The organism is uncultured Halorubrum sp. (assembly GCF_937146585.1).
Classification (GTDB): domain Archaea; phylum Halobacteriota; class Halobacteria; order Halobacteriales; family Haloferacaceae; genus Halorubrum; species Halorubrum miltondacostae.
On sequence record NZ_CAKZRO010000085.1, the window covers coordinates 1 to 25,197 of the forward strand.

25 protein-coding genes are annotated in these 25,197 nt (G+C 70.4%); 12 read left to right on the forward strand and 13 right to left on the reverse strand.

The window, feature by feature from the left end; translation table 11 throughout:
• The 4 genes from Q0116_RS07555 to Q0116_RS07570 form a co-directional block, all read left to right on the forward strand.
• On the forward strand, positions 1-546 hold a 546-nt coding region (locus Q0116_RS07555), incomplete at its 5' end, for a lysylphosphatidylglycerol synthase domain-containing protein (RefSeq protein ID WP_297886718.1).
• A gap of 30 nt (positions 547-576) precedes the next feature.
• On the forward strand, positions 577-1,758 hold the full coding sequence (locus Q0116_RS07560; RefSeq protein WP_297886719.1) for an alpha-1 4-glucan-protein synthase: 1,182 nt from the start codon (positions 577-579) through the stop codon (positions 1,756-1,758).
• 39 nt (positions 1,759-1,797) lie between these two features.
• Positions 1,798-2,925: an extracellular solute-binding protein gene (locus Q0116_RS07565; protein ID WP_297886720.1), complete on the forward strand. Its 1,128-nt coding sequence runs from the start codon at positions 1,798-1,800 to the stop codon at positions 2,923-2,925.
• Between the two features lie 13 nt (positions 2,926-2,938).
• Complete coding sequence (locus Q0116_RS07570) at positions 2,939-5,191, forward strand: glycosyltransferase family 39 protein (RefSeq protein ID WP_297886721.1); 2,253 nt, start codon at positions 2,939-2,941, stop codon at positions 5,189-5,191.
• Positions 5,192-5,411: 220 nt separating this feature from the next.
• Here Q0116_RS07570 and Q0116_RS07575 read toward each other — a convergent pair whose 3' ends face one another.
• From Q0116_RS07575 to Q0116_RS07585, 3 genes are all read right to left on the reverse strand, one after another.
• A complete protein-coding gene (locus Q0116_RS07575) occupies positions 5,412-6,221 on the reverse strand; it encodes a dolichyl-phosphate hexose transferase (protein WP_297886722.1) in 810 nt (269 codons plus the stop codon).
• A 65-nt stretch (positions 6,222-6,286) separates the two neighbouring features.
• A complete protein-coding gene (locus tag Q0116_RS07580) occupies positions 6,287-7,930 on the reverse strand; it encodes a GMC family oxidoreductase (RefSeq protein WP_297886723.1) in 1,644 nt (547 codons plus the stop codon).
• Entirely contained in the window at positions 7,927-8,487 is a 561-nt protein-coding gene (locus tag Q0116_RS07585; protein ID WP_297886724.1) for a gluconate 2-dehydrogenase subunit 3 family protein, read from the reverse strand. Before Q0116_RS07585 ends, Q0116_RS07580 begins: the two co-directional genes overlap by 4 nt.
• Positions 8,488-8,638: 151 nt before the next feature.
• Between Q0116_RS07585 and Q0116_RS07590 the strand changes: the two genes are divergently transcribed.
• Positions 8,639-10,249 (forward strand): iron ABC transporter permease, encoded by a 1,611-nt coding sequence (locus tag Q0116_RS07590; RefSeq protein WP_297886725.1) that lies wholly within the window; start codon positions 8,639-8,641, stop codon positions 10,247-10,249.
• Positions 10,250-10,369: 120 nt separating this feature from the next.
• On the opposite strand, the gene Q0116_RS07595 is transcribed toward Q0116_RS07590, so the two are convergent.
• Both Q0116_RS07595 and Q0116_RS07600 read right to left on the reverse strand, forming a co-directional pair.
• A complete protein-coding gene (locus Q0116_RS07595) occupies positions 10,370-11,374 on the reverse strand; it encodes a sulfite exporter TauE/SafE family protein (protein WP_297886741.1) in 1,005 nt (334 codons plus the stop codon).
• A gap of 49 nt (positions 11,375-11,423) precedes the next feature.
• Positions 11,424-11,588 carry a hypothetical protein gene (locus Q0116_RS07600; protein ID WP_008444452.1) on the reverse strand — a complete coding sequence of 55 codons (165 nt, stop codon included), beginning with the start codon at positions 11,586-11,588 and terminating at the stop codon, positions 11,424-11,426.
• A gap of 259 nt (positions 11,589-11,847) precedes the next feature.
• On the opposite strand from Q0116_RS07600, the gene Q0116_RS07605 reads away from it, so the two are divergent.
• Positions 11,848-12,693 carry a universal stress protein gene (locus Q0116_RS07605; RefSeq protein WP_297886726.1) on the forward strand — a complete coding sequence of 282 codons (846 nt, stop codon included), beginning with the start codon at positions 11,848-11,850 and terminating at the stop codon, positions 12,691-12,693.
• Between the two features lie 33 nt (positions 12,694-12,726).
• Here the strand turns inward: Q0116_RS07605 and Q0116_RS07610 are convergent, their stop codons facing one another.
• Genes Q0116_RS07610 through Q0116_RS07625 form a run of 4 tightly spaced genes read right to left on the reverse strand, consistent with a single transcriptional unit; the run spans position 12,727 to position 16,133 of the window.
• Complete coding sequence (locus Q0116_RS07610) at positions 12,727-13,902, reverse strand: inorganic phosphate transporter (protein ID WP_297886727.1); 1,176 nt, start codon at positions 13,900-13,902, stop codon at positions 12,727-12,729.
• A gap of 12 nt (positions 13,903-13,914) precedes the next feature.
• Positions 13,915-14,373, reverse strand: a complete 459-nt coding sequence (locus Q0116_RS07615) for a YeeE/YedE family protein (RefSeq protein WP_297886728.1) — start codon at positions 14,371-14,373, stop codon at positions 13,915-13,917.
• Positions 14,374-14,931, reverse strand: coding sequence for a YeeE/YedE family protein (locus tag Q0116_RS07620; RefSeq protein WP_297886729.1), 558 nt, complete (start codon positions 14,929-14,931; stop codon positions 14,374-14,376).
• Between the two features lie 8 nt (positions 14,932-14,939).
• Complete coding sequence (locus Q0116_RS07625) at positions 14,940-16,133, reverse strand: MBL fold metallo-hydrolase (RefSeq protein ID WP_297886730.1); 1,194 nt, start codon at positions 16,131-16,133, stop codon at positions 14,940-14,942.
• A gap of 237 nt (positions 16,134-16,370) precedes the next feature.
• Here Q0116_RS07625 and Q0116_RS07630 point away from each other — a divergent pair, with 237 nt between their 5' ends.
• The 4 genes from Q0116_RS07630 to Q0116_RS07645 all read left to right on the forward strand — a co-directional run bounded on the left by Q0116_RS07630 (position 16,371) and on the right by Q0116_RS07645 (position 18,750).
• Positions 16,371-16,616 (forward strand): sulfurtransferase TusA family protein, encoded by a 246-nt coding sequence (locus Q0116_RS07630; protein ID WP_297886731.1) that lies wholly within the window; start codon positions 16,371-16,373, stop codon positions 16,614-16,616.
• 2 nt (positions 16,617-16,618) lie between these two features.
• On the forward strand, positions 16,619-17,191 hold the full coding sequence (locus tag Q0116_RS07635) for a DsrE/DsrF/DrsH-like family protein (protein WP_297886732.1): 573 nt from the start codon (positions 16,619-16,621) through the stop codon (positions 17,189-17,191).
• 133 nt (positions 17,192-17,324) lie between these two features.
• On the forward strand, positions 17,325-17,765 hold the full coding sequence (locus Q0116_RS07640; RefSeq protein WP_297886733.1) for a DUF302 domain-containing protein: 441 nt from the start codon (positions 17,325-17,327) through the stop codon (positions 17,763-17,765).
• 49 nt (positions 17,766-17,814) lie between these two features.
• Positions 17,815-18,750: an NAD-dependent epimerase/dehydratase family protein gene (locus Q0116_RS07645; protein WP_297886734.1), complete on the forward strand. Its 936-nt coding sequence runs from the start codon at positions 17,815-17,817 to the stop codon at positions 18,748-18,750.
• Between the two features lie 25 nt (positions 18,751-18,775).
• Here Q0116_RS07645 and Q0116_RS07650 read toward each other — a convergent pair whose 3' ends face one another.
• The gene (locus tag Q0116_RS07650; RefSeq protein ID WP_297886735.1) at positions 18,776-19,096 is read right to left on the reverse strand and encodes a hypothetical protein; all 321 of its coding nucleotides are present in this window, start codon (positions 19,094-19,096) and stop codon (positions 18,776-18,778) included.
• Between the two features lie 476 nt (positions 19,097-19,572).
• Between Q0116_RS07650 and argS the strand changes: the two genes are divergently transcribed.
• Both argS and prf1 read left to right on the forward strand, forming a co-directional pair.
• Positions 19,573-21,381: an arginine--tRNA ligase gene (argS, locus tag Q0116_RS07655; protein WP_297886736.1), complete on the forward strand. Its 1,809-nt coding sequence runs from the start codon at positions 19,573-19,575 to the stop codon at positions 21,379-21,381.
• A gap of 135 nt (positions 21,382-21,516) precedes the next feature.
• Entirely contained in the window at positions 21,517-22,767 is a 1,251-nt protein-coding gene (gene prf1 / locus Q0116_RS07660; protein WP_297886737.1) for a peptide chain release factor aRF-1, read from the forward strand.
• Positions 22,768-22,801: 34 nt separating this feature from the next.
• Here prf1 and Q0116_RS07665 read toward each other — a convergent pair whose 3' ends face one another.
• The 3 genes from Q0116_RS07665 to sufD all read right to left on the reverse strand — a co-directional run bounded on the left by Q0116_RS07665 (position 22,802) and on the right by sufD (position 25,128).
• Entirely contained in the window at positions 22,802-23,245 is a 444-nt protein-coding gene (locus tag Q0116_RS07665) for a metal-dependent transcriptional regulator (protein WP_297886738.1), read from the reverse strand.
• 43 nt (positions 23,246-23,288) lie between these two features.
• Complete coding sequence (locus Q0116_RS07670) at positions 23,289-23,774, reverse strand: ferritin family protein (protein WP_297886739.1); 486 nt, start codon at positions 23,772-23,774, stop codon at positions 23,289-23,291.
• 139 nt (positions 23,775-23,913) lie between these two features.
• Positions 23,914-25,128 carry a Fe-S cluster assembly protein SufD gene (sufD, locus tag Q0116_RS07675; RefSeq protein WP_297886740.1) on the reverse strand — a complete coding sequence of 405 codons (1,215 nt, stop codon included), beginning with the start codon at positions 25,126-25,128 and terminating at the stop codon, positions 23,914-23,916.
• Positions 25,129-25,197: the final 69 nt, after the last annotated feature.

The window sequence follows — 25,197 nt, forward strand, 5'->3', positions numbered from 1 at the left end:
GTCGCCCGCAGCGACCGGCGGTTCGGGCCGGCCCTCCGCGACCGCGCCGACGGATCGCGCCTCTCGCGGGTCGTCGACGCCGCCGTGCGGTTCGGCGCCGCCGTGCGCGTCGTGGCGGCGGACGCGGGCGCGGTCGTCCGGGTGTCGCTCGCGAGCGGCGTCGTGTGGGCGTTAGACGTCGTGACCGCCGTCTTCGTCCTCGCGGCGCTCGTCGGCGGGCTCGGTGGGGCCGTCGACCCGGCCGCGCTCGCCGTGGTCGGCACGCTCGCCGTCTCGGCCGGGAACCTCGCGAAGGTGCTGCCGCTCTCGCAGGGCGGGATCGGGCTGTACGAGGCGGCGTTCACCGGCATCGTCGTCGCGGCGACGCCGATCCCGGCGGAGGTCGCGCTCGCCGCGGCGGCGCTCGACCACGCGCTCAAGAACGCCGTCACGCTGGCCGGCGGCGGCGTCGTCGCGGCCGCGTTCGACCTCTCGCTGGCGGGCGCCCCGGACGAGGCGGAACGCGACCCTGACGCGGCCGCGACGCGGCCGACGACGGACCGCTAAGTTTTTAGGCCGGCCTAAAAAATAGCGGGTATGGATGCGACAGCCTCGGACCGCGACGGTCCGGACGTCTGCGTCATCGTCCCGACGATACGCGAGTACGAGTGTCTCCGCGACTACGTGGGGAACGCCCGCGAGAACGGGTTCGACGTCTCGCGGCTCCACTTCGTCCTCGTCACCGAGGACTTCTGCGACGTCGAGGAGATGCGCGCGATGCTCGACGACCTCGACGTCTCCGGCGAGGTGTTCGACGGCAGCCGCCGCGAGGCGTGGTACGAGGCCAACGACGTCGCGGAGTACGGCCACGTCGTCCCCGCCGCGAGCCACGCCGAGACGAGCTTCGGCCTCCTGTACATGTGGGCCGACGAGTCGTTCGACTACGGCGTGTTCATCGACGACGACACGCTCCCGCACGACGACGTCGACTACTTCGGCCGTCACATGGAGAACCTCGCGTTCGGCGGCGAGATCGAGCGCGTGCGCTCCGACGAGGACTGGGTGAACGTCCTCTACGACGAGGCCGACGAGCACGGGCTCTACCCGCGCGGCTACCCCTACTCGGCGATGGACGAGACCGTCGAGACCGACTCGGTCGCGGTCGACGCCGGCGATGTCGTCGCCTCGCAGGGGCTGTGGACGAACGTCCCCGACCTCGACGCCGTCCGGATCCTGATGGACGGCGACCTGGAGGGGCAGGCGCAGACCCGGACGGCCGCCGACGACTTCGGCGAGGACTTCGTCGCCGCGCGCGGCAACTACCTCACGGTCTGCTCGATGAACCTCGCGTTCCGCCGCGAGGTGATCCCCGCGTTCTACCAGCTGCCGATGGACGACAACGAGTGGGACGTGGGCCGGTTCGACGACATCTGGTCGGGCCTCTTCTTGAAGCGCGCCTGCGACGTGCTGGGCAAGCGGATCTACAACGGCGACCCGCTCTGTGAACACAACAAGGCTCCGCGGTCGACGTTCGACGACCTCGCGAACGAGGTCGCCGGGCTGGAGCTGAACGAGCACGTTTGGGAGGTAATTGACGACGCGGGCGCCGACGCCGACTCGTACGCGGCCGTCTTCGACGCGATGGCCGACGCGCTCGCGGCGGGCGACTTCGACGAGTGGAACAACGGCGCGTTCCTCAACCACTGCGGCGAGTACATGCGCGACTGGCTCGACTGCCTCGACGCGATCCGCCGGACGCCGGCGCCGGCGGACGACTGAACCGACACGACTAAAACCATTTAGGCAAGCCTAAAACACATGACGAACCACGATCTCACAGAGGCGGACGTGAACCGACGGCGGTTCCTCGCGGGCGCCGGCGCGGTCGGCGCGGTCGCGCTCGCGGGCTGTACGGGCGACGAGGCGGACGACGGCGACGCGCAGTCGTCGATCGGACAGATCGGCTCCGGCCGCGAGGGGCGCGGGCTCCCGGGCGGGACGCCGGTCTCGGAGATGCCCGACCTGTCGGGCGAGCTGACGGTGTACTCCGGCCGCAACGAGTTCCTCGTCGGACCGCTCGTCGAGTACATCGACGAGCAGTACCCCGACCTCGACCTGACGGTCCGGTACGCCTCCTCCACCGACCACGTGAACGCGATCATCAACGAGGGGGAGGGGTCGCCGGCGGACGTGTTCTACTCGGTGAACGCGGGGTCGCTCGGCGCCCTCGCGAGCGAGGGGCGCACGCAGGCGGTCCCCGACGACGTCGCCGAGTTGGTCCGCGAGGAGTTCCGCACCGACCAGTGGATCGGCACCTCCGGCCGGGCGCGCACGGTCCCGTACGACAGCGGTGAGTACGACGCCGAAGACGTGCCGAGCGACATCATGGCGTTCCCCGAGGAGTTCGACGGCGACCTCGCGTGGGCCCCCTCCTACGGCTCCTGCCAGGCGTTCGTCACCGCGATGCGGATCCTCGAGGGCGACGAGGCCACGCTCGAGTGGCTCGAGGCCGTCGTCGCCTCGGGCGCGACCGCGTACAACAACGAGTTCCGCGTCTGCGAGGAGATCGCCGACGGGAGCGTCGACGCCGGGTTCACGAACCACTACTACATCCAGCGCGTCCTCGACGGGAGCCCGAACGCGACGATCGACACCGCGTTCACCGAGGGCGACGCCGGCGCGGTGTTCAACGTCGCGGGCGCCGCGGTGACAGACACCGCCGCCGACGCGACGCTCGCCGGCAACTTCGTCCGGCACCTGCTGTCCGCGGAGGCGCAGGACTACTTCGCGCGCTCGACGTTCGAGTACCCGCTCATCCCCGACGTGGAGCCGATCGGCGACCTCCCGTCGATCGACGAGCTCGACGTCCCGGACATCGACCTGACGGAGCTCTCCGACTTGGAGGCCACCGTCGACCTGATGCGCGAGGCCGGCGTCGACGTCTGACCCCTCCCGCCCCGTGTCGCCCCGCTCCGACCCCTCGCTCCTCGCGCGGCTCGCGGCCCGGCTCCGTCAGCGCCTCGCTCGCGCGGACCGGACCGCCGCGGCCGCGGTCTGCGTCTCGCTGGCCGCGGGACTGCTGACGTTCGCGGTCGCCGCGACCGTCTTCTCGCACCACTCCGCGAACCACGACGAGGGCGTCTACCTCACGCAGGCCGCGCTCCTGCTCGGCGGCCAGTTCGAGTTCCACGCCGGCGCGCTCGCCGACGCCGTCCACCCGTGGTTCTTCGTCGAGGACGGCGGCCGGCTCTACCCGAAGTACAGCCCGGTCCCGGCGGCGACGTACGCGGCCTCGATGGCCCTGTTCGACGAGCCGCGGGTGACGCTCGGCGCGATCGCCGCCGGCAACGCCGCGCTCGTCTACCTGCTCGGCGGGATCGTCGCCGGGCGCCGCGCCGGGCTCGCCGCGGCCGCCCTGTTCGCGGCGTCGCCGATGGCGATCCTGACCGGCGCGGCGTTCCTCCCGTACGCGCCCACGACCTTCTTCAACCTCCTGTTCGCGGTCGCGTACCTCCGGAGCGTCCGCGACGGGTCGACCCCGACCGCGGGCGTCGCCGGCGTCGCTATCGGGGCCGCCTTCTTCGCGCGCCCGTTCACCGCGGTGCTGTTCGCCGCGCCGTTCATCCTCCACGCCCTGTGGCGGATCGGATCGGCGGTCGCGGCCGAGGGCCTGTCCCCCTCGTCGCTCCCGGACCCGGTCCGCAGACACGGGCTGACGGCGGTGTTCGGCATGCTGTTCGTCGGCGTGACGCTCGCGTACAACCTCCGGATAACCGGCTCCGCGCTCACCTTCCCGTACCAGGCGTTCGCGCCGATGGACGGGCCCGGGTTCGGCGAGCGACGCATCCTGGGGCACTCGGCGGAGTACACCCCGGCGCTGGCGCTCGAATCGAACGGCTACGCGCTGTGGGAGCTGGCGACGCGCTGGGTCGCGGCCGGCCCGCTCGGGACGCTGCTCGCCGCCGTCGGCGGCGCGGTCGCGGTCCGGCGCCGGCGCGACGGCGTCGACCTCGCAGTCGGCGGGGACCGCGCTCCGCCCGACGGCTCGCCGGCCTTCCGGCGGACGGCGGCGCTGATCGTCGCCGGGATCGCCGTCTCGGTCGTCGTCGGGAACCTGTTCTTCTGGGGGACGCACAACGCGCTCGCGACGCTGTCGGACCCGGCCGACGGGCTCGCCGCGCTGTTCGGGCCGTTCTACCACTTCGACCTGCTCGTGCCGCTGTCGGTGTTCGGCGGGCTCGCCGTCGCGGCGGGGGCGCGGGCGCTGCCGCGGCTCCGCGCCCGCCTCGCCGCGCGGACCGGATCCGAACGGAACGCGCGCGCCGTTGTCGCGGTCGCCGTCGCCGTCGCGCTCGTCGCCGCGTCCGGCGCCGCGGTCGCGACCGCGGCCGACCCGGTCCAGCGCAACGCGGCGATCGACGCCAAACACGAGGCCGCGTACGCGCCGTTCGACGACGCGGAGTTCGCGGACGCGCTGGTGTTCGTCCCGACGCCGTACGGCGAGTGGCTCGCGCACCCGTTCCAGCGGCTCCGGAACGGCCCCGGGCTCGACGGCGACGCGGTGTACGCGCTCGACCGCGACCCGGTCGAGGACTTCGCGGTCCTCGACGCCTACCCGAACCGGACGCTCTACCGCTACGGCTACCGCGGCGCGTGGACCGCCGACCCCGAGTCGCGCGTCACGCCGAAGCTGGAGCCGATCGACGTGCGCTCCGGCTCGCGGGTCGCGGCCGAGACGACGGTCGGGATTCCGGAGCGCGTCGAGAGCGCGCGGGTCCGACTGGAGACCCGCCGCGGCGAGGGGCGCGCGGCGTACGACGTGCCCGACCCCGAGGCCGACGACCCGCTCGCGGTCGAGTGGTCGGTCGGCGAAGACGGGGTCCGGCTCGCGGGCGCGCCCGACGAGCGGGTGGCCGTCGACCCCGCGGGCGACGTGGCGATCCTCACCGTGACGCTGTTCGCGCCCGACGGCTCGACGTTCACCTACCGGCAGGAGGCGACGGTCCGGACCGGCGGGCCGGCGACCGGAAGCGAGGCGGCGGCGAACGCGAGCGCCGGCGACGTCGAGGTCGTCTGGCCCCCGGAGCGGTCGGTGTGCCGGCTCGTCACCGACTGCGGGAGCGAGGGGACGTACCTCCCCGACCGCCCCGGTGAACACGCCGAGTGGGTCGTCTTCGAGACGGAGGCAGAGACGAGCGACTCCGGCGAGTGACTGAAGACCCTTCTGACGGTCGGGCGTCGCCCGGCGACCTCGCGCGTGCGACTCGCTGCCCCGCGGGCGGTCGTCCGCACACGCCACCGCGGTTATCGTCTCTCTGTACGCGACCGGCGTCGTCACTCAGGGAGTAAAACCGTCGCCGGCGGCGGTCCACTGTGCCCACAGTGTTTCTCCGGACCGCCCTCCGACGACCGTGTCGAGGGGAGAAGCGCCCTCAGAACCGTCGGAGCTGCTCTTCGAGACAGACGGTGACGATCGACTTCGCGATGGCGGCCCCGCCGCCGATCGGGTCGAGCTTCGTCTCGCCGAGGCGCTCGGCGTACCGGATCGGGCGCTCGCGGACGTCGTAGCCGCGCATCAGCGGGCGGATGAGGAGCTCGGCGGAGAGGCCGGTGTTCTCGGTCCAGCCGATCTCCTCGACCACCTCGCGCCGGTACGCGCGCATCCCGGTGGTCGTGTCGTGGACGCGCTCGCCCATCAGGACGGAGGCGACCGCCGCGAACGCGTGGTTGCCGAAGCGGTTGAACGCCGGCATCGCCTCCGCGCCGTGGTAGAGCCGGTCGCCGCTCACCACGTCGGCCCCGTCGTTGATCTCGGCGAGGAACTCCGGCAGCGCCTCCATCGGGTAGGTGTCGTCGCAGTCGGTCGTGACGACCACGGGCCGGTCGGGCGTCAGGACCGCCTCGCGGACGGCGACGCCGTACCCCTGCGGCTCCTGCTCGACGACGCGCGCGCCGTGTTCGCGGGCGATCTCCGCCGTCCGGTCCGAGGAGCCGTCGACGCAGACGACCTCCGCCTTCCCGTCGGTGACGCGCTCGACGTCTTCGAGCACCGTCGCGATCGCCTCCTCCTCGTTGTACGTCCCCATCACGACGCTGAGGTCGTCGAAGGTGTACTCGCCCGCGTCCGCCGCGCTCGCGGTCCCGTCGTCGTCTTCCGCCGCGTTCGCGGCCGCGCCCTCGTCGTCGGCCGTCGCGCCCACGGCGCTCGCGGACCCGTTCGTCGCGTGTGCTGAGTCGCTCATTACCCGCATCTCCGTTCGCACGCACTTGAGTTTTTAGGTTTACCTAAAATAGTGGCGACGAGCCGTCAGGTCCGCCGCGAGAGCCGGGCCTCGACGTCGTCGGCGACGCGGAGCGCCAGCGCGGCGATGGTGAGCGTCGGGTTCATCGCGCCGCTCGTCGGGAACACCGAGCTGGAGGCGATCCAGCAGTTGTCGAGGTCGTGCGTGCGGCAGTCGGCGTCGACGACGCCGCGGTCGGGGTCGTCGCTCATCCGCGTCGTGCCCATGTGGTGATAGGCGGGGCCGGTCGCGTCCGGCCCGGCGACCCACTCGACGTCGGCGCCGAGCTCTTCTAAGATCGACACCTGGATCTCGTTCGCCCGCTCGATGGTGTCGAGCGCGCGGTCGCCGACGGTCCACTCGATCCGCGGGACCGGGTTGCCGCGGTCGTCGGTCCGGTCGTCCGCGAGCGTCACGCGGCTGTCGGCGTCGGGGCGCTGCTCGACGAGGCCGCCCATCGCGACGTGGTTGCCGTACTCGCTCTGTAGCCGGTCGCGGAGCGAATCGCCCCAGTCGTCGCCAGACAGCGCCGACTCCACCGGCGAGGGGCCCGCGTAGTTGAAGAACTCCAGCTTGAACGGGGCCTGCGTCTCGTCGGCCTCGTCGTAGAACTGGTCGCAGGCGCTGGTGTAGAAGCCGACGTGGTTCTGCCTCGTCGGCTCGTCGAGCGTGCCCCCCGCCCCCGCGAACAGGTGGTCCATGAAGAACTCCCCGACGTGGCCGCTCCCGTTCGCCAGTCCGTCGGGGTAGCGGTCGGAGGCGGACAGCAGGAGGAGCCGCGGCGTCTCCACCCCGCCGGCGGCGACGACGAAGGCGTCGGCCTCCTGGCGGTGTCGCTCCCCGTCGGGCGTCGCGTAGACCGCGGCGGTCACCCGGTCGTCGCCGTCGTGTTCGAGGCGCTCGACCGGCGCGCGGTCGATCACGGTCGCCCCCCGCTCCTCGGCGCGCTCGACGTGGACCGTCGCGTCGTACTTCGCGCCGCTCGGGCAGACGGGCTGACAGGTGCCGTAGCCGACGCAGGGGGAGCGTCCCTCGTAGGGCTCGGAGTTGCGCGCGTTCGGCACCGAGTGCATGTCGATTCCCAGCGACTCGCAGGCCTCGGCGAACAGCGAGTCGCTGTAGGAGGGCTCGAACGGCGGCATCGGGTGGGGCTCCTCGCGCGGCGGCGCGTAGGGGTTGTCGGAGGCGCCCGCGACGCCCAACTCGCGCTCCGCCGCGGCGTAGTACGGCCGCAGGTCGGCGTAGTCGATGGGCCAGTCCGGGCCGACGCCGCGCTCGCTCCCGGAGTCGAAGTCGTCCTCGTGGAGCCGCATCACCATCCCCTGCCAGTGGAGCGTCGACCCGCCGACCCCCTTCACGCGGGCGTGGTTCAGCGGGTAGAACCGGTCGCCGGCGCTCTCGTGGGCGTCGCGCTCGCCGCCCACGTCCCAGACGTCCGGCCGACCGTAGGACGGTCGGATCGCCCGCTCCTGTCTGGCGAGCCGGTCGTCGGGGTCGAACCGCGGCCCGGCGTCGAGGACCACCACGTCGCGGTCGCCCGCGAGCCGGTCGGCGACCAGCGCCCCCGCGGGGCCGGCGCCGACGACGCAGACGTCCGCGTCGGGGACGGGCGTCCGGTCGGTCCCGTCGGCGTCCGACCGCTCGCCGCCGGCGCTCTCCGCGCCGCTCACGGCGGCCCCCGCTGGTAGCTCTCCGCGCCGCCCGGGTGTCCCTGCGGGTTCTCGATGCCGACGAGCTCGCCGCCGGTCGGCGAGGCGTACAGCGCGAGCAGCAGCTCGTTGACGACGTAGTACCGGACTCGTTCCGCCGTGGTCCCGTCGGGGTCCTCGTCGGCGGCGTCGGCGCCGACCTCCCGGAGGAGCCGGTCGCGGTCGTCGGGGTCGAGGTCGGCGACCGGCGCGCCGTGCCACGAGTTCGCGAGGTGGTTCAGCTCCGCGACGGTCTCGCGGACTCCAGTCGCGTGCGCGGAGCCGTCCAGCCGCCCGGCGAGGAAGGCCTCGACGAACGCGTCGACGCCGGAGAGGTCGGACGGGTAGACGACCGACGCGACGGCGGTCAGCGTCTCGCGGACGGTCTCGTCGTCGCTCGCGGCCTCGCCCGCCTCGGGGCCATCGCCCGGGTCGCCGTCGCGACTCCGGTCGGCGGCGACGCGCGCGCCGAGCGCGACCCCGCCGCTCGCGCCGAGCGCGGCCAGCGCCGCCGCCGCGTCGCGCCGCGTCAGTTCCATGCGGTTTTTAGGCAACCCTAAACTAATATATCCGTCGGAGCGCGGCCGCCGCTCCCGTCGAGAGCGCGCCGTCGAACCGCACCCGCGGCCGGATCGGAACCCCTAACGGCGGTTGCGACCATCCTCCGACCGAAGCGACCACGCCCGGACCATGAGCCCGATATCCCGGATCCGCGACCGGCTGACCGACGGAGAGGACCGCCTACCGCTGGGGCTGACGCTGCTCTCCGCGGCGATAGCGGCGACGCTCGTCCTCCCGCTCGGGTGGCTCGTGATCGAGGCGGTCACCGTCGACCCCGCCCGCGCGATCGACCTCACCCTCAGCGTCCGCACCGCGGAGACGGTCCTCAACAGCCTGCTGTTGATGGTCGGCGTCACGGCGCTGTCGATCGCGATCGGCGTCCCGCTCGCGTACCTCACCGCCCGGACGGACCTCCCGTTCCGCCGGTTCTGGGCGGTCACGGCCGCGCTCCCCCTCGTCGTGCCGAGCTACGTCGGGGCCTTCTCGTTCGTCTCCGCGTTCGGCCCCCAAGGCGAGTTCCACGAGGTCCTCTCCCCGCTCGGGATCGAGCGAGTCCCCGAGATATACGGCCTCTCCGGGTCGATACTCGTCATCACGCTGTACACGTACCCGTACGTCTACCTGACGACGCGGGCGGCGCTGCTGTCGTTCGACACCACGCTGCTGGAGGCGGCGCGGACGCTGAACCACGGGCGGCTCGCCTCGTTCCGGAAGGTGACGCTGCCCGCGATCCGCCCGGCCGTCGCCGCCGGCTCGCTGCTCGCGGCGCTGTACGCGGTCTCCGACTTCGGGACCCCGTCGATCATGCGGCTGTCGGTGTTCACCCGCCAGATCTACGTCGAGTACCGCTCCTTCGGGAGCGACTACGCCGCGCTGCTCTCCCTCCAGCTGCTCGTCGTCGTGCTGTTCGTGCTCGCGCTGGAGTGGCTCGTCCGCTCCGACGCCTCCTCGCACGGCGACGACGCGGGGCGCACCGACGACCGGGTGTCGCTGGGGCGGCTGCGGTGGCCGGCGACGCTGCTCCCCGCCGGGGTGTCCGCCGCCGCGCTGCTCGTGCCGCTGTGGATCCTCGGCCTGTGGCTGGTCCGCTCGGAGGCGGGTCGCCGCCCCTCGATGGCGTTCGAGCCGATCTACGTCGTCAACTCCGTCTCCGTCTCCGCGGCCGCGGCCGTCGTCGCCGCGCTGGCGGCGATCCCCATCGCGTACTTCGCGGCCAACCACGACACCCCGCTCGCGACGCTGTTCGAACGCGTGACGTACGTCGGCTTCGCGGTGCCCGGCATCGTCCTCGCGCTGGCGCTCGTCTACTTCGGCTCCGGCTACCTGCCGTGGATCTACCAGACGCTGCCGCTGCTCGTCTTCGCGTACGTCGTGCGCTTCCTCCCGCAGGCCGTCGGGTCGAGCCGGACGTCGATCCTCCAGGTCGACCCGCGGCTGGTGGAGGCGGGCCGGACGCTCGGCGAGTCCTCGCTGGGGACGTTCAAGCGCGTCACGCTCCCGCTCACCCGCTCTGGGATCGTCGCGGGCGCCGCGCTCGTCTTCCTCACGACGATGAAGGAGCTGCCGGTCACGCTGATCCTGCGGCCCTCCGGCTTCGAGACGATCGTCACGCAGATCTGGCGCGCGCAGGAGTCGGCGCTGTACCAGTACGCCGTGGTGCCGACGCTCATCCTCCTGCTCATCTCCGGGCTCTCGATGGTCGTCCTCCTCGCGCAGGAGGGCGGTCAAGAGGGACTGTGAGGGTCGACCCCGACCGCACCCACGCGGTCGTCGGCCGCGGCTCCGCGCCACGACCGTCTACTCGTTCACTGTACTGACACAAAAGACCAATACCGGACCGCGGATCGACGGACCCGTCGATCAGTCGGCGGCGGACGTCTGCTGTTGCCGCGTCACGCGGAGCGAGGTGACCGTCGTGTAGAGCACCGCGAACGCGACGACGACCGCCGCGCCGATGACGAGCACCAGCCCGAGCAGTTCGAGCGTCGAGTTGCCCAGGTACGAGCCGACCTCGCCGATACCCACGGCGATGGCGCCGACCAGCAGCATCCCGCCGAAGTACACCTTGATCTCGTCGGAGTCGACGACGGCGGTCGCGGCGGAACCGACCCGCGCGCCGAGCGCGCTGCCGAACAGCAGCGGCGCGACGATGCCGAGGTTAACGCCGCCGCCCTGGCCGTAGAGGTAGCTCCCGAGGCCGCCCGAGAAGACGATCTCGAACAGGTCCGTCCCGACCGCGACGGGGACCGGGACGCCGATCGCGTAGATCATCGCCGGCATCCGGATGAAGCCGCCGCCGACGCCGAGGAACCCGGACAGGACGCCGGTCGCGAAGGCGACGGCCGTGATCACCCACGCGGACACGCGGACGTCGCCGCGGAGCGTCACCATCGGCGGGATCCGGACGGTGCGCTGGATCTTCTTCGCGATCTCCGGGATCTCGTACTCGTCTAAGTCCTTGTCGGCCGCCTCGTGGTCGACGCCGCCGCCGTCGCCCTTCAGCGCGTCGCGGGTGACCATCGCGCCGACGCCGCCGAGCAGGACGACGTACGCGACGCTGATGACCCCGCCGGCGAGCCCCATCGACTCGAGGTAGTAGACGCTCGCGCGCCCCGCCTCTATCCCGATGGTCGTCCCGGTGATCATGATCACGCCGAGCTTGTAGTCGACCTGCCCGAGGTCGTGGTGTTTCAGGGTCGCGATGACCGCCGTCCCGAAGACGAACGCCATCCCGCTTCCGACCGCGACGGGCGCCGGGTAGTCCAACATTAGCAGGGCCGGCGTGACGAGGAACGACCCGCCCATGCCGAAGAACCCGAACAGGACCCCCACGACGAGGCCGAACCCGACGAACAGCGCGAGCATCTCGGGGCTCGTGTCCAGTACGCCGAGCCCGGCGAGAGCGCCGACGAGGCTATCGAGCACTCGAGTCACCCCCGACGACGAGGTCCATGAGGTACGGCCCGACGAGCCGTTCGAGGCCGCCGTAGCCGGCGTAGAGGACGAACGCCTCGAAGAGGATCACTCCGATGAGGAGGGCCGTCTCCGGGTCCCAGGTCGGAATCTCTAGTCCTGCCATCGGTTCACCCTCCGACTGCCACACGCGGTAATTCGACTTTGGCACATTTCTGCTCAACTCATCCTACCTGCTTCGAGGGTATAACGGTTTTGGGCTAGTCGTACAAGACTATATTCCGGTAACCTCGGTCGGAGTACCGATAACTTACGGCGAAGGTACGCGGTCGGAACCCGGGCGATCGGTCGGTCGGCGCCGCGGGCGCCGGAAATGTCTCTCAGCAAACAAAACCGTGTTGTCGTCGCTCGCCGAACGTGTCTCCATGAGGGCCCTGTGCGCGACCGACCTGTCGGCCGCCAGCGAGGCGACGATCGAGAACGAGACCTGCCTCGACTGCCTGGGTCGCATCGGCGTCCGGACGGTCCACCTCGTCACCGTCGTCCCGGCGAACGTCCACGCCGGGATGCCCGGCGTCGACTTCGAGGAGCGCCGCCGGCGGGGGCTCGACAGGTACCGGTCGGTGATCGAGGACGCGGGGTTCGGCGTCGAGACGCACGTCGTTCGCGGGACGCCGTACCGGCGTCTCAACGGGCTCGCCGAGACGGTCCGCGCCGACCTGTCGGTCGTCGGCTCGCGGGGACAGAGTCCGCTGAAGAACCGGGTGATCGGCTCGACCGCGCGCAACCTCGCGCGGACCACCGTCGTCCCGCTCCTGGTCAACCGCGTCGAGCGCGCGGCCGACGACCCGGACGTCCTCCGCGAGCACCTCTTCCGGCGGATCCTCTTTGCGACCGACTTCTCCGAGCACGCCGACCGGGCGTTCGACGCGTTCTCCTACCTCCGCCACGCGGCCGAGGAGGCGACGCTCGTCCACGTCCGGTCGCCGAAAGACGGCGGGCCGGCCGGCGGCGTCGACCCGGAGGAACTGTTGGCCGAGCGGGCGAATACGCTGGAATCGTGGGGTATCGAGACGCGGACCGAGGTCCGTCGCGGCGACCCCGCAGAAGAGATCCTCGCCGCCGAGGCGGCGATGACGCCGTCGACGGTCCTCGTCGGGTCGAAGGGCCGGAGCCGCATCCGGCGGCTCCTGTTGGGCAGCGTCTCGGAGGAGGTCGTCGCGCGCGCCTCGGCCAACGTCTTCCTCGTCCCGCCGCCCCGGGCGGTCTGAACTCCCCGCTGCGCGGGACCGCGTCCCCCGGAGCTACAGGAGGAGGAAGGCGGTCGCGTACGCGAGCGCGAACGACAGCGCGAACGAGCCCGCCCACGCGCCGACCGTCACGCCGATCTTCCGCGCGTCGACCGCGCTCCGTCCGCCCACCGCGGCCCCGCTCCCGATGATCGCGCTGACGACGATCTCGTTGAACGAGACCGGCACGCCGAGCAGCACCGCCAGCTGCGCGATCAGGAACGACGGGACGAGCGCGGAGATGGAGCGCCGCGGCCCGAGCGACGAGTAGTCCTGCGCGAGCGACTTGATCATCCGAGGCGCGCCGGTCCACGAGCCGGCGAGCATCCCGAGCCCGCCGCCGACGAGGACCGCGGTCGCCGAGACCATCCCCACCTCGTCGAGGAGCGGGAGCAGCGGGCCGACGGCGAGCCCGACCTGGCTCCCGCCCGCGGAGAAGGCCACCAGCGACCCGAGCGCGAGCAGCACGCGCCGCAGCCCGCCCGCCTCGTCGCGGCGCACGTCCCACCAGACGACGGCTCCGACCACCAGCGCCGCGCCGGCGGTGACGGCGACGCCCCACGCGACGCCGTCGAGCGCGAGGGCGCGCTGTACGGCCCCGCGGACCGTCCCCGGCGCGCTCCCCGCGCCGAGGAAACTGAACCTGACGTTCGCGAGGACGGCGCCGACGAAGCCCGCGAGCACCGCGACGCAGCACCGTTCGGGCGCGCCGGGCCGCGGGAGGACGCTCGCGATCCCGAAGGCGAGTCCGCCGCCGACGAGCGGCGTCAGCGCCCAGACGGCGCCGATCTGCTGGTACTTCCCCCAGACCGGCGTCCCGCCGAGCGCGAGCCCGACGCCGATCACCGCGCCGGTCACGGTGAACGCGGTCGCGATCGGGATCCCGGTCGTGATCCCGACCGCCATCAGCCCCGCGCCCAGCACGAGCACGAGGATGACGCCGGCGACCGGGAGGCTGATACCGCCCACGAGGCCGCTCCCGACGGCCTCCGAGACGTTGCTCCCCTGCGTGACCGCGCCGGCGAAGCCGAAGACGCCGACCAGGAGGGCGGCGCGCATCGTCCCGATGGCGTTCGCGCCGACGGCGGGGGCGAACGGGGTCGCGCCGCTCGACCCGGCGCCGATCACCCACGCCATGAAGAGGCTCGCGAGCGCTGCGGCGACGAAGAGGGCGACGAGAGCGGGGTCCATCGCGGCGGGGCCTCAGTCCGCGCCCGCCGCGGCGGCCTCGGGGGCTCGACTGCGGCTCCGCCAGTACCCCTGCGCGTACGCGCCGAGGAACATGCCGCCGAGCGCCCACAGGATGGTGACGTTGCCGACGCCGAGGCTGGCGTACGCGGCCCCCGGACAGATGCCGGAGAGCCCCCAGCCGACGCCGAACACCGCGCCGCCGACGAGCACGTTCCGGTCGAACGGCTTCAGCCGGCGCTCGTACGGGTCGCCCGTGAGCGGGGCCGCGTCCCGGATCCGCGGCAGCAGCGCGAACGCGATCCCGGAGACGATCGCGGCCCCGAACATGACGAACGGGAGGCCGAGGTCCTCGAACAGGAGGAAGTTCACCACGACCTCCGGCCGCGCCATGTGGCTGAAGCCGAGCCCGAACCCGAATAGCAGGCCGCCGACGAACACCAGCGGCTTGAACAGCGGATGCCGCTCAGCCATCTACGGGCTCACCCCCAGCGCCGCGACGACCTGCGCGGTGCCGATCGCCACGGTCAGGAACGTCGCGACGCCGACCAGCGAGGTCTTCGACGCCGAGCCGACGCCGCAGACGCCGTGGCCGGACGTGCACCCCTTCCCGATGCGGGTCCCGATGCCGACGAGGATCCCGCCGAGGAACAGCCGCCACGGCTGGACGTCGGTCGACCACAGCGTCACGCCGGCGACCTCGTACAGCGTCCCGGTCGTTCCGGGCTCGTACAGCGAGGTCGTGACCACGCCCGACTGGACCGTCGCGGCGAACGCCAGCCCGCCCAGGACGATCCCGGCCGTGAACACGACCCGCCAGTCCCGGGAGGCGACGTACCGCTGGAACCGCGACTGGTCGGAGACGTACGACAGCGTCGACTCCAGGAACGTGCTCGCTCCCGCCGGGATGCCCGTGCCGACGTAGATCACGACGGTCCCGAGTCCGACGAGCAGCCCGCCGACGGCGTACCGGCTGATCCCGTTGGGGAACAGCTCGGCAACCGCCTGAAGCAGTACGAGGGAGGTCGCCATCGGGGGCGTTAGTCACCCGCGAGCGACTCTTGACTGGCCGCGCAGTTGTTCGGGCCGAGCTCGAGGGTGAACGCCTCGTCGTCGTCGACGGCGTTCTGCCCGAGGTTCGTCGCGATGATCTCCTCGTAGTTGGCCGGCCGGGGCGGCATGTCCGAGAGGATCAGGTCGACGAACGACTCCTCGTCCATGGTGAGCGCGTCCATCTCCTCGACGAGCTGGCCGATCGGGGCCGTGTAGGTCCCGTCGGCGGCCGGCTCCGCGGCGTCGCTGAAGTGCGCGCCGCCGATCAGGGTGTCGTCGGGCAGCGTCAGGACGCGCTCCTGGAGCGACTCGTACAGCATGCGCGCGGCGTCGGGCGCGCCCTCGTCGCCCTCCTCGAGGTCGGGACGGGCGACGCTCTCGACGAACAGGCCGTCGCCGGTCGCGAGCAGCCCGTCGTCGATGAGGTACGAGGTCATTCCGGTCGTGTGACCGGGGGTGTGGACGGTCTCGATCGTCGCGTCGCCGACCGCGAAGGCGTCGCCGTCGGCGGCGGTCGTCAGGTCGTCGGCGTACGTGACGCCGCGGTCGACGGCGGCCGCCGGGATGACCCCCTCGACGCCGTTCGCGTCGAGGTCGCGCACGCCGGAGATGTGGTCGGCGTGGACGTGGGTGTCGAGGGCGTACTTCAGGTCGACGCCCAGGTCGTCGGCGTCGGCGAGGTAGCGGTCGGTGAACGCCCGGAGCGGGTCGATGATCGCGGCCTCCCCGTCGTCGTAGAGGAGGTATCCGAGACAGCCCGAGGAGGGGCGCTGGTACTGGAGGAGCGTGCCGGCCCCGTCGTACCCCTCGACCTCGACGGTCTCGTAGATGCTCGCCCAGCCGTTCATGCCGTCTTCGAGGTGGTCGACGTCGTACCCGCGCTCGACGAGGGTCCCCGCGACGTACTCGCTGGCGCCGCCCTTCGCGCAGAGGACGGTCACCGGGCGGTCGTCGGGGATCCGGTCGAGCACGTCGTCGTCGATGTCGTCTTCGAGGAACTCGAAGTACGGCACGTTGATCGAGGTGACGTTCTCGCCGTCGATGCGCCACTCCTCGTAGTCGGACTGCATCCGCGTGTCGAGGAGCGTCACGTCCTCGCCCGCGTCGATTCGACTCTTCAGCTCGTCCGGTGCGATCGTGTCTACGTCGGCGTCCGGCGTCGGGAAGTCGTTGGCGTCCATCTTCTACACCCCATCGTACCGGTTGGATATAGAAAAACGTTCGGATAGTAATTCAACAGACGCACAATATTAGTGTGCCGGTGCGGCGCATATAATGGTCTAAACACGTGTGTGTAGCAATTCTAGGGGAGAACGCCTATATCGGTCCTTCGCAGTTTGCCCAAGAAACAACATTCTTTTAAGCTTCGCAGGGATATTGTGTGATAGCTCCAATACGACCAACGGAGCAGATACACAATGAGTGCCGAATTCGACATCGCGGAGACGCTCGACGTGAAAGGCGCATCGTGCCCCATGCCGGTGGTAAAGACGAAGTCCGCTGTCGACGACCTCGACGCGGGTGCGGTCCTCGAAGTGCTGGCGACCGACCCCGGCAGCATGAGCGACCTCGACGGCTGGGCGGACGGGACCGCGGGCGTCGAGCTCGTCGGCCAGGAGGAGGGCGACGACGTGTACAAACACTACGTCCGCAAGACGGAGTGACGATGAGCACGGACACGCCCGACGCGGCGGCCGGCGACGCCCCCTCGCGCGCGGAGCTGGCCGCGCGGATCGACGAGCTCGAGGACGCGCTCGCCGCGGCCACCGACGAGGACGACGGGAAGAAGATGAGCATCATCGCGACGAAGGGCACGCTGGACATGGCGTACCCGCCGCTCATCCTCGCCAGCACGGCCGCCGCGTTCGGCTACGACGTGACCGTCTTCCACACGTTCTGGGGGCTCGACATCCTCCACGAGGAGCGCTCGAAGAGCCTCAAGCTGAGCTCCGTCGGCAACCCGAACATGCCCGTCCCGAACGCCGTCGCGGCGCTCCCCGGCATGGACCGCGTGACGACGAAGATGATGGAACGGCGGATCGCGGACAACGACACCGCCACCATCGAGGAGCTCCTCGAGACCAGCTTGGACATGGGCGTGGAGTTCCAGGCCTGCCAGATGACCATCGACCTGATGGACTACGACGAGAACGACTTCTACGACGGCGTGACCACGGGGGTCGGTGCCGCGACCGCCCTCCAGGACATGGCCGAAGCCGACATCCAACTCTTGGTGTGACCTTCGCCCCGTCGAGCGTCTCGACGGCTCCATTCGTTCCGGCCGCCGACCGATAGCCGGACGCCCACTTCCGACTCGCAATTTCTCGCCCCGTACCCAAAGACATTTTATTTCACACCCAATACTATACACAATGGTACTCCCAATCGACCCGAGACAGATCGACCCCGACGACATCGGCGAGGCGCAGACGACGCTGGAGATGGGCCACGAGGAGGCGATCGAACACGTCCGGGACGTCTTCACCGACGCCGGCTTCGGCGTGCCGGTCGAGTTCTCCCCCTCCGAGATGCTCAACGAGAAGATCGACGCGGGCCGGGACCCCTACTACGTGCTCGGCGCGTGTAACCCGGAGGTCGCCGACCGCGCCCTCGACGCGACCGACAACAAGATCGGGGCGCTGATGGCCTGTAACGTGGTCGTCTGGGAGGAGGAGCCCGGTCACCAGCGCGTCTACCACGTCTCCATCATGCGCATCGCCCGCCTCCTCGACATGTCGGTGGACGACGACGAGATGGCGTCGATCATCGCCGACACCGGCGAACTCGTCGACGAGGCGTTCGCGAACCTCTAGTCGCGTTCCGATCCCGCACCTACTTATTCGCGACCGCCGACGGACCGGTATGAACCTCGCCGATGCGCGCGTCCTCGTGACCGGCGGCGCGGGGCTCGTCGGGAGCCACCTCGCGGCCGCCCTGCTCGACCGCGGCGCGACCGTCCGCGCCGCCGACGACCTCTCGAAGGGGACCCGCGACCGCGTCCCCGACGGCGCCGAGTTCGTCGAAGCGGACATGACCGACGCCGACGACGTGGCGCGCGCGGTCACCGACGACCTCGATATCGTCTTCCACTTCGCGGCGTACACGGACACGAACTACGACGACGACCGCACGCTGTTCGAGGAGAACACCGAGATGACGTACAACGTCTTGGAGCGCATGCGCGAGGTCGGCGTCGACCGGTTCGCGTTCACCTCCTCGTCGACGGTGTACGGCGAGGCCCCCCGTCCGACCCCCGAGGACCACGCCCCGCTCGAACCGATCTCGATCTACGGCTCCGCGAAGCTCGCCGACGAGGCGCTGATCTCGACGTTCGCGCACTCGTACGGCGTCCAGTCGTGGGTGTTCCGCTTCGCGAACATCGTCGGCCCGCGCCAGCGCGGCAACGTGATCCCGGACTTCGTCGAGAAGTTGGACGCCGACCCGACCGAACTGGAGATCCTCGGCGACGGCCGACAGGAGAAGTCGTACATGCACGTCTCGGAGTGCGTCGACGCCATCCAGCACGTCGTCGAGGGCGCGGACGACCCGTACAACGTCTACAACCTCGGGACGCGGACGACGACCTCCGTCACCGACATCGCCGACATCGTGAGCGAGGAGCTCGGCGTCGACCCGGAGTACGCCTACACCGGCGGCGACCGCGGCTGGACCGGCGACGTGCCGAAGATGCGCCTGTCGATCGCGAAGCTCGCCGACCTCGGCTGGGAGCCGTCGATCGAGAGCGACGAGGCCGTCCGGCGCGCGGCCCGGCAGCTGATCGACGAGATCGTCGGGTAGCGCGCCCTCGAAGCGCACCGATCCCTCAGCCGTCGCCCGCCTCGTCGGACTCTGTCACCGGGATGGCGATTCGCTCCTGCTCTGCCTCCGCGTCGTCGACTGGCCGTCCGCCGTCGGGCAGCATCTCCGGGCCGTCGAAGCTCGCCTCGACGTCGTCGACGACGGCCCCGGCGATGTACCCGGTCGCGCCGCCGAGACCGGACGCGATCCCCGCGGCGAAGGGGCCGCCCCGCGACCCAGCCGCCGCGCCGACCCGCGCGCCGATCTTCGCCGCGGTCCGAGCGGTCGGTCGGTCGTCGCCGTCGTCGGACCCGAACGGACAGGACTTGCGCTTTCCACCGAACATCAACTGAACGTTGGGCTTGCGCAAACTTGTATTCTCTGCTCAGAACCGTTCTCGGGCCGTGTGGTTGCGGTTCCCGGAGAAATCGACCGTCGATCGACACAGCGATTAGGATCCCCGCAGTCGGTCCGAATACGTCGCGGCCGAGCGGCCAATTGACGCGTCTCCGCAGGCGAACTAGGGGGGTTGCCGAACGCAGCCGAATCGAGGCGACCGCGGAAACCGCATCGGTAATCCCCCGACGTCGTCGTCATCGACGGAGCGGTACGGACCGCTATTGAGCACAACGTGCTGCGTTTCGCGTGGAGATTGCCGTGCGGGACGCGTCCTCCCCGTAGACGGGGGCACTCCTCTGTGACCGCTCGGGGACGCCGCTCCCGCTTCCGCCCCCTACCGGCCGGCCCACTCCGAGTCACCGCCGCTCTCGCCCGCCGAGCCGCTTCGGAAGGGCCTTTTAACCCGCCCGTCGAACGAACGGTATGTTCCGGCAGTTCCGGTCGGAGGTCGAGGCGGCGCTCGCGGACGCGCTGGCCGAACTCGACCTCCCGACCGACGACCTCGGCATCGAACGCCCGCCCGACGACATGGACGCGACGCTCGCCTCCAGCGTCGCATTCCGGCTCGCGGGCGAGGTCGGCGACGCGCCGCCCGACGTCGCGGCGACGGTCGCCGAGGCGGTCGCGGTCGACGACACAGACTACGTGGCGGGCGTCGACACCGCGGGGCCGTACGTCAACTTCCACGCGAACGAGCGCTACCTCGCGGACACGCTCGACGCGGCCGCAGTCGACGCCGACTACGGCGCGCTCCCCGACCGCGACACGAGCGTCGTGGTCGAACACACCAGCGCGAACCCGACCGGGCCCGTCCACGTCGGCCGCGCGCGCAACCCGATCGTCGGCGACGCGGTCGCGAACCTCCTGTCGTACGCCGGCTACGACGTCGACCGCCACTACTACGTCAACGACGCGGGGCGGCAGATGGCGGTGTTCACGTGGGCGTACGAGCGGTTCGACGAGGCCGACCTCGACGCGGAGCCCGCGCGCGACCGGGCGGAGTACGACCTCGTGCGCTACTATCGGAAGGGGAACGCCTTCCTCGAGGAGGCGGACGACGACGCCGTGGAGGCCGCCGAAGCGGAGATCCAGTCGATCCTCCAGGGACTCGAGGCGGGCGACGAGGAGACGTACGAGCGCGTCGGCGCGGTCGTCGACGCCGTCCTCGGCGGCATGAAGGCGTGCCTCGGCCGCCTCCCCGCCGAGTTCGACGAGTTCGTGAAGGAGACGCGGTTCATGCGCGACGGCTCCACCGACGACATCGCGGGCCGGCTGAAGGAGACCGACCACGCGGTCTACGAGGAGGACGCGTGGCAGCTGGAGCTCGACGAGTGGGGGATCGACAAGAACCTCGTCTTCCTGCGCTCGGACGACACGAGCCTCTACACCACCCGCGACCTGGCGCACCACGAGTGGAAGTTCGCGAACTACGACCGCGCCGTCACCGTCCTCGGCGAGGACCACAAGCTCCAGGCCGACCAGCTCGACGCGACCCTCGAACTGCTCGGCAACGACACCGACCGCCTCGGCCACGTCATCTACTCGTACGTCAACCTCCCCGACGGGAAGATGTCGACCCGGCAGGGGACGGGCGTGATGCTCGACGACCTGTTGGACGAGGCCATCGACCGCGCCCGCGACGCCGTCGAGTCGCGCATGGACGACCGCATCCGCGACGACGACCTCACCGACGCGGACGTCGAGCGCATCGCCCACCAGGTCGGGATCGGCGCGGTCCGGTACGACATCGTCTCGAAACAGCCCGCGAAGGCGATCACCTTCGAGTGGGAGGACGCGCTCGACTTCGAGGCGCAGTCCGCGCCGTTCGTCCAGTACGTCCACGCGCGCTGCGCCGGCATCCTCGGCGAGGCCGCCGCCGCCGGGATCGACGTGCCCGGCGTGACCGCGGACGCCGACGGCGACGTCGACCTCGAGGCCCTCGACGTGGACGCGGGCGCCCTGGAGACCGACGCGGCCCGCGAGCTCCTCCGCGAGGTCGCGCGCTTCCCCGCCGCGATCGAGGCCGCCGCGGACGACTTGGAGCCGCACACGATCGCGACGTTCACCCGCGAGTTCGCGGACGCGTACAACGCCTTCTACCGCGAGTGTCCGGTCGTCACCGCCGAGACCGAGGCGCTGCGCGACGCCCGGCTCGCGGTCGTCGCGGCCGCGAAGCACACGATGTCGAACGCGCTCGACGTGCTGGGCGTCGAGGCCCCGGAGTCGATGTAGGCCGGGGGCGCGCCGCGCTCCGTCGCCGAGCCGGGGTTCGGAGTCGTCCCGCCGCTAAACCCGGCGGAGACCGACGCTCTCCACCGCATCGACAGGTCAAAGATTACTTACACGCACGCGACCGTATTCGGAACAATGAGTAGCGACGCACAGGAGGCGAACGCGGACCGCCGGAAGTACGAGTTCCGCAAGGTCATCGAGGAGCTCAAAGACTTCGAGGGCTCCGGTACCCAGCTCGTCACCATCTACATCCCCGAGGACAGGCAGATCTCCGACGTGGTGGCCCACGTCACCCAGGAACACAGCGAGGCGTCGAACATCAAGTCCAAGCAGACGCGGACCGCCGTCCAGGACGCGCTCACGTCGATCAAGGACCGCCTGCGCTACTACGACACGTTCCCGCCGGACAACGGGATCGTGATCTTCTCCGGGGCCATCGACGCGGGCGGCGGCCAGACCGACATGGTCACCCGGACGCTGGAGTCGCCCCCGCAGCCCGTCGAGTCGTTCCGCTACCACTGCGACTCGGAGTTCCTCACGGAGCCGCTCGAGCACATGCTCGAAGACTCCGGGCTGTTCGGGCTCATCGTCTTGGACCGCCGCGAGGCGAACGTCGGCTGGCTGAAGGGGAAACGCGTCGAGCCCGTCAAGTCCGCCTCCTCGCTCGTCCCCGGCAAGCAGCGGAAGGGGGGTCAGTCCGCACAGCGGTTCGCCCGTCTGCGCTTGGAGGCCATCGACAACTTCTACCAGGAGGTCGCGGGGATGGCCAACGACCTGTTCGTCGACAAGCGCCACGAGCTCGACGGCATCCTCGTCGGCGGTCCCTCGCCGACGAAAGACGAGTTCCTCGACGGCGACTACCTCCACCACGAACTTCAAGACAAGGTGCTCGGCAAGTTCGACGTCGCCTACACCGACGAGTCCGGGCTGAAGGACCTCGTCGACGCGGGCCAGGAGGCGCTCGCCGACCAGGAGATCGTTCAGGACAAAAACGACATGGAGGAGTTCTTCGAGAAGCTCAACACCGGCCAGGAGGCCACCTACGGGTTCGAACAGACCCGCCGGAACCTGATCATGGGCTCCGTCGACCGGCTGCTCATCTCCGAGGACCTCCGCTCGGACGTCGTCGTCTACGAGTGCCCGAACGGCCACGAGGAGTACGAGGTGGTCGACGCCCGCCACTCGACGCCGGACCACGAGTGTAGCGAGTGCGGCGAGGAGGCGGCGGTCGAGGAGCGCGAGGACGTCATCGAACACCTGATGGCGATCGCGGAGCAGCGCGGCACCGAGACCCGGTTCATCTCCACGGACTTCGAGAAGGGCGAGCAGCTCCTCGACGCGTTCGGCGGAATCGCGGGCATCTTGCGCTACTCCACCGGCGTCTAAGACCGAGGACCCGCTCCGCGACCGTTTACCGTTTTTACTGCTGCTCCGGTTCGACCGGCGTCGCCGCGATCTCGAGGCACGCGCAGGCGTCGGACTCGGGGTCGAAGCAGTCCGGGCACTCCGGCTGCCGGTCGATGATCGTGTCGAGCCGCTCCGCGACCGTGTCGTCGATGACGGCCTCCAGCTCCCGGGCCTCGGCCTGGAAGTCCTCGACCGCGAGGACGTTCGCGAGGAACCGCTCGATGATACAGTAGGTCTGGAGGGCGTCCCTGGCCCGCACGATGCCGTCGTCGGTGAGCGTGACGCCCTTGTACTTCTCGTGTTCGGCGAGCCCGCGCTCCTCGAGCTTGCCGATCATCTCGTTGGCGCTGGCCGGGCTGACGCCGAGCGCGTCGGCTATCGATCCGGTCGAGGCGGGGCCGTCTTCGCTGTCCTGTACGACGTATATGGTCTTGAGGTACTGGTCTGCGGTGTTCACGGTGCTCCTCCGTCGGCGCTCGTCGGCGACTCGTCTGTCCGGTTCATCGTCGTTCCATGACCTCCGTGACCTCGCGCACGCCCTCGGCCTCCTCGTCGCGGATCGTCGTCAGCGTCGCGAGCAGCGCCTCGCGGTCGACCGAGAACGCCGCGTCGGACCCCTCGATCGCCTCGATGAGGTCGTCGTAGAACTTGTACGCCGTCTCCTCGTTACACAGCTGGTCGTACAACACGTCGTCGAAGTCCTCCGGCCGCGTCCGCCCGTAGCGGGCGTCGACGAGCGACTCGATTTCGTCGAACGGCACGCTGTCGACGCCCAGCCCGTCGATGAGGGCCTCCAGCCGCTCGCGGTGGTCGGCCGACTCCTCGGCCGCGTCCGCGAGGAGCGTCTCTACCTCCGCGTCGAGCTCGGCGTCTAACTGCCGGTAGTGGCGGTGCGCTCGCGCTTCGACGACCTCCTCCAGCACGATTCCGATCTGGAGCAGCCGCGCGAGTTGGTCGTCGGAGGCGACCCGCTGGCTCACGCTCACCGCGACCACCCGAGACGGCACGATACGCGGGTTCGCATACGAACGACTCGGGCGTCGTCGGTCTTAAGAGATTCCCCTCGCGCGGCGGTCGCTCCGGGAGTACGGGCGGGAGTAAAAAAATCCGTTCGGCGTCGGCGGCTTACCGGAGCCGTTCGAAGACGAGCTCCTCGACGTCGTCGCGGAACTCGTCGACGGCGATCTCCTCTAAGACGGGCACGAAGAAGCCCTCGACGAGCATGTTCCGTGCGGTCCGCGAGTCGATCGACCGGCTCTCCAGGTAGAACAGGTCCTCGGCGTCGACCTGTCCGACCGTCGCGGAGTGGGACGCCTCGGTGTCGTGGTTGTGGATGATCAGCTTCGGCGACGCGTCGGCCTCGGCGTCGTCCGACAGCATCAGCGTGTTCTCGCGCTGGTAGCTGGAGGTGTTCCACGCGTCCTCGCCGACGTCCTGGACGCCCTCGTAGACGGAGCGCGCCACGTCGTCGAGCACGCCGCGGGTGACGAGGTCGGCGGTCGTCTGCTCCGCCAGGTGCCACACGCGGGCGTTGATGTCGAAGTGCTGGTCGTCCGTGCCGAAGAACGTCCCGACGATCTGGCTCTCGGAGCCGTCGCCCTCGAGCTCGGTCTCGATGTCGGACCGGGTGAGCTTCGAGCCGAAGTTGCTCTCGATCCAGTCGACCGTCGCGTACGTGTCGGTCACGCCGCGCTTCAGCGAGTAGGTGTAGGCGTCGTCGTCGAGGTTCTGGAGCGAGCCGAACTGGACGTTCGAGTTCTCGCCCGCGACGACCTCGACGAGGTTCGAGAAGTACCGGTCGCCGCTCACGTCGGCGCCGCCGGACTCGATCGACTCGAGGATCGTCACCGACGACGACTCCTCGGCGACGACGAGCGTCTGGCTGAACAGCGAGCGGGAGTTCATCTCCGCGCGCACCGTCACGTCCTCGACGTCGACGCCCTCGGGGACGTAGACGAACGTGCCGGTGGTGAACAGCGCGACCGACAGCGCCGTGAGGTAGTTGTGTTCGGGGTCGAGGACGGAACCGAAGTTCGCCTCGATGACGTCGCCGTACTCGGCGAGCGCCTCGGTGAACGGCAGCACGACGACCTCGTCGTCGCCCGCGGTCCGCTCGGTCTCGTCCGCCTGGTTCAGCGGGTCGACGAGCGACTCGAAGTCCAGCGCCTCGAGGTCGGTCCAGCGACGGCCCGGCGTCTGGATGACGTCGGGGAGATCCGCGGTCTCTAACGCGGAAAGCGCGTTCAGACGGGTCTCCAAGAGCCACTCGGGCTCGTCGCGTTCGTCGGCGATGCGTCGTACCGTGTCCTCCGAGAGGCTCTCGATTGCTTGCGTGCTCATGTTATCCGAGCGAACCCTCCATCTCGAGTTCGACGAGCCGGTTCAGCTCGACGGCGTACTCGATCGGCA

Excerpts from the sequence above, each read along its gene's own strand:
- Q0116_RS07560 (WP_297886719.1), top strand. The coding sequence starts at position 577 with ATGGATGCGACAGCCTCGGACCGCGACGGTCCGGACGTCTGCGTCATC.
- Q0116_RS07565 (WP_297886720.1), top strand. The coding sequence starts at position 1,798 with ATGACGAACCACGATCTCACAGAGGCGGACGTGAACCGACGGCGGTTC.
- Q0116_RS07575 (WP_297886722.1), bottom strand. The coding sequence starts at position 6,221 with ATGAGCGACTCAGCACACGCGACGAACGGGTCCGCGAGCGCCGTGGGC.
- Q0116_RS07585 (WP_297886724.1), bottom strand. The coding sequence starts at position 8,487 with ATGGAACTGACGCGGCGCGACGCGGCGGCGGCGCTGGCCGCGCTCGGC.
- Q0116_RS07590 (WP_297886725.1), top strand. The coding sequence starts at position 8,639 with ATGAGCCCGATATCCCGGATCCGCGACCGGCTGACCGACGGAGAGGAC.
- Q0116_RS07595 (WP_297886741.1), bottom strand. The coding sequence starts at position 11,374 with ATGCTCGCGCTGTTCGTCGGGTTCGGCCTCGTCGTGGGGGTCCTGTTC.
- Q0116_RS07600 (WP_008444452.1), bottom strand. The coding sequence starts at position 11,588 with ATGGCAGGACTAGAGATTCCGACCTGGGACCCGGAGACGGCCCTCCTC.
- Q0116_RS07605 (WP_297886726.1), top strand. The coding sequence starts at position 11,848 with ATGAGGGCCCTGTGCGCGACCGACCTGTCGGCCGCCAGCGAGGCGACG.
- Q0116_RS07610 (WP_297886727.1), bottom strand. The coding sequence starts at position 13,902 with ATGGACCCCGCTCTCGTCGCCCTCTTCGTCGCCGCAGCGCTCGCGAGC.
- Q0116_RS07615 (WP_297886728.1), bottom strand. The coding sequence starts at position 14,373 with ATGGCTGAGCGGCATCCGCTGTTCAAGCCGCTGGTGTTCGTCGGCGGC.
- Q0116_RS07620 (WP_297886729.1), bottom strand. The coding sequence starts at position 14,931 with ATGGCGACCTCCCTCGTACTGCTTCAGGCGGTTGCCGAGCTGTTCCCC.
- Q0116_RS07625 (WP_297886730.1), bottom strand. The coding sequence starts at position 16,133 with ATGGACGCCAACGACTTCCCGACGCCGGACGCCGACGTAGACACGATC.
- Q0116_RS07630 (WP_297886731.1), top strand. The coding sequence starts at position 16,371 with ATGAGTGCCGAATTCGACATCGCGGAGACGCTCGACGTGAAAGGCGCA.
- Q0116_RS07635 (WP_297886732.1), top strand. The coding sequence starts at position 16,619 with ATGAGCACGGACACGCCCGACGCGGCGGCCGGCGACGCCCCCTCGCGC.
- Q0116_RS07640 (WP_297886733.1), top strand. The coding sequence starts at position 17,325 with ATGGTACTCCCAATCGACCCGAGACAGATCGACCCCGACGACATCGGC.
- Q0116_RS07645 (WP_297886734.1), top strand. The coding sequence starts at position 17,815 with ATGAACCTCGCCGATGCGCGCGTCCTCGTGACCGGCGGCGCGGGGCTC.
- Q0116_RS07650 (WP_297886735.1), bottom strand. The coding sequence starts at position 19,096 with ATGTTCGGTGGAAAGCGCAAGTCCTGTCCGTTCGGGTCCGACGACGGC.
- argS (WP_297886736.1), top strand. The coding sequence starts at position 19,573 with ATGTTCCGGCAGTTCCGGTCGGAGGTCGAGGCGGCGCTCGCGGACGCG.
- prf1 (WP_297886737.1), top strand. The coding sequence starts at position 21,517 with ATGAGTAGCGACGCACAGGAGGCGAACGCGGACCGCCGGAAGTACGAG.
- sufD (WP_297886740.1), bottom strand. The coding sequence starts at position 25,128 with ATGAGCACGCAAGCAATCGAGAGCCTCTCGGAGGACACGGTACGACGC.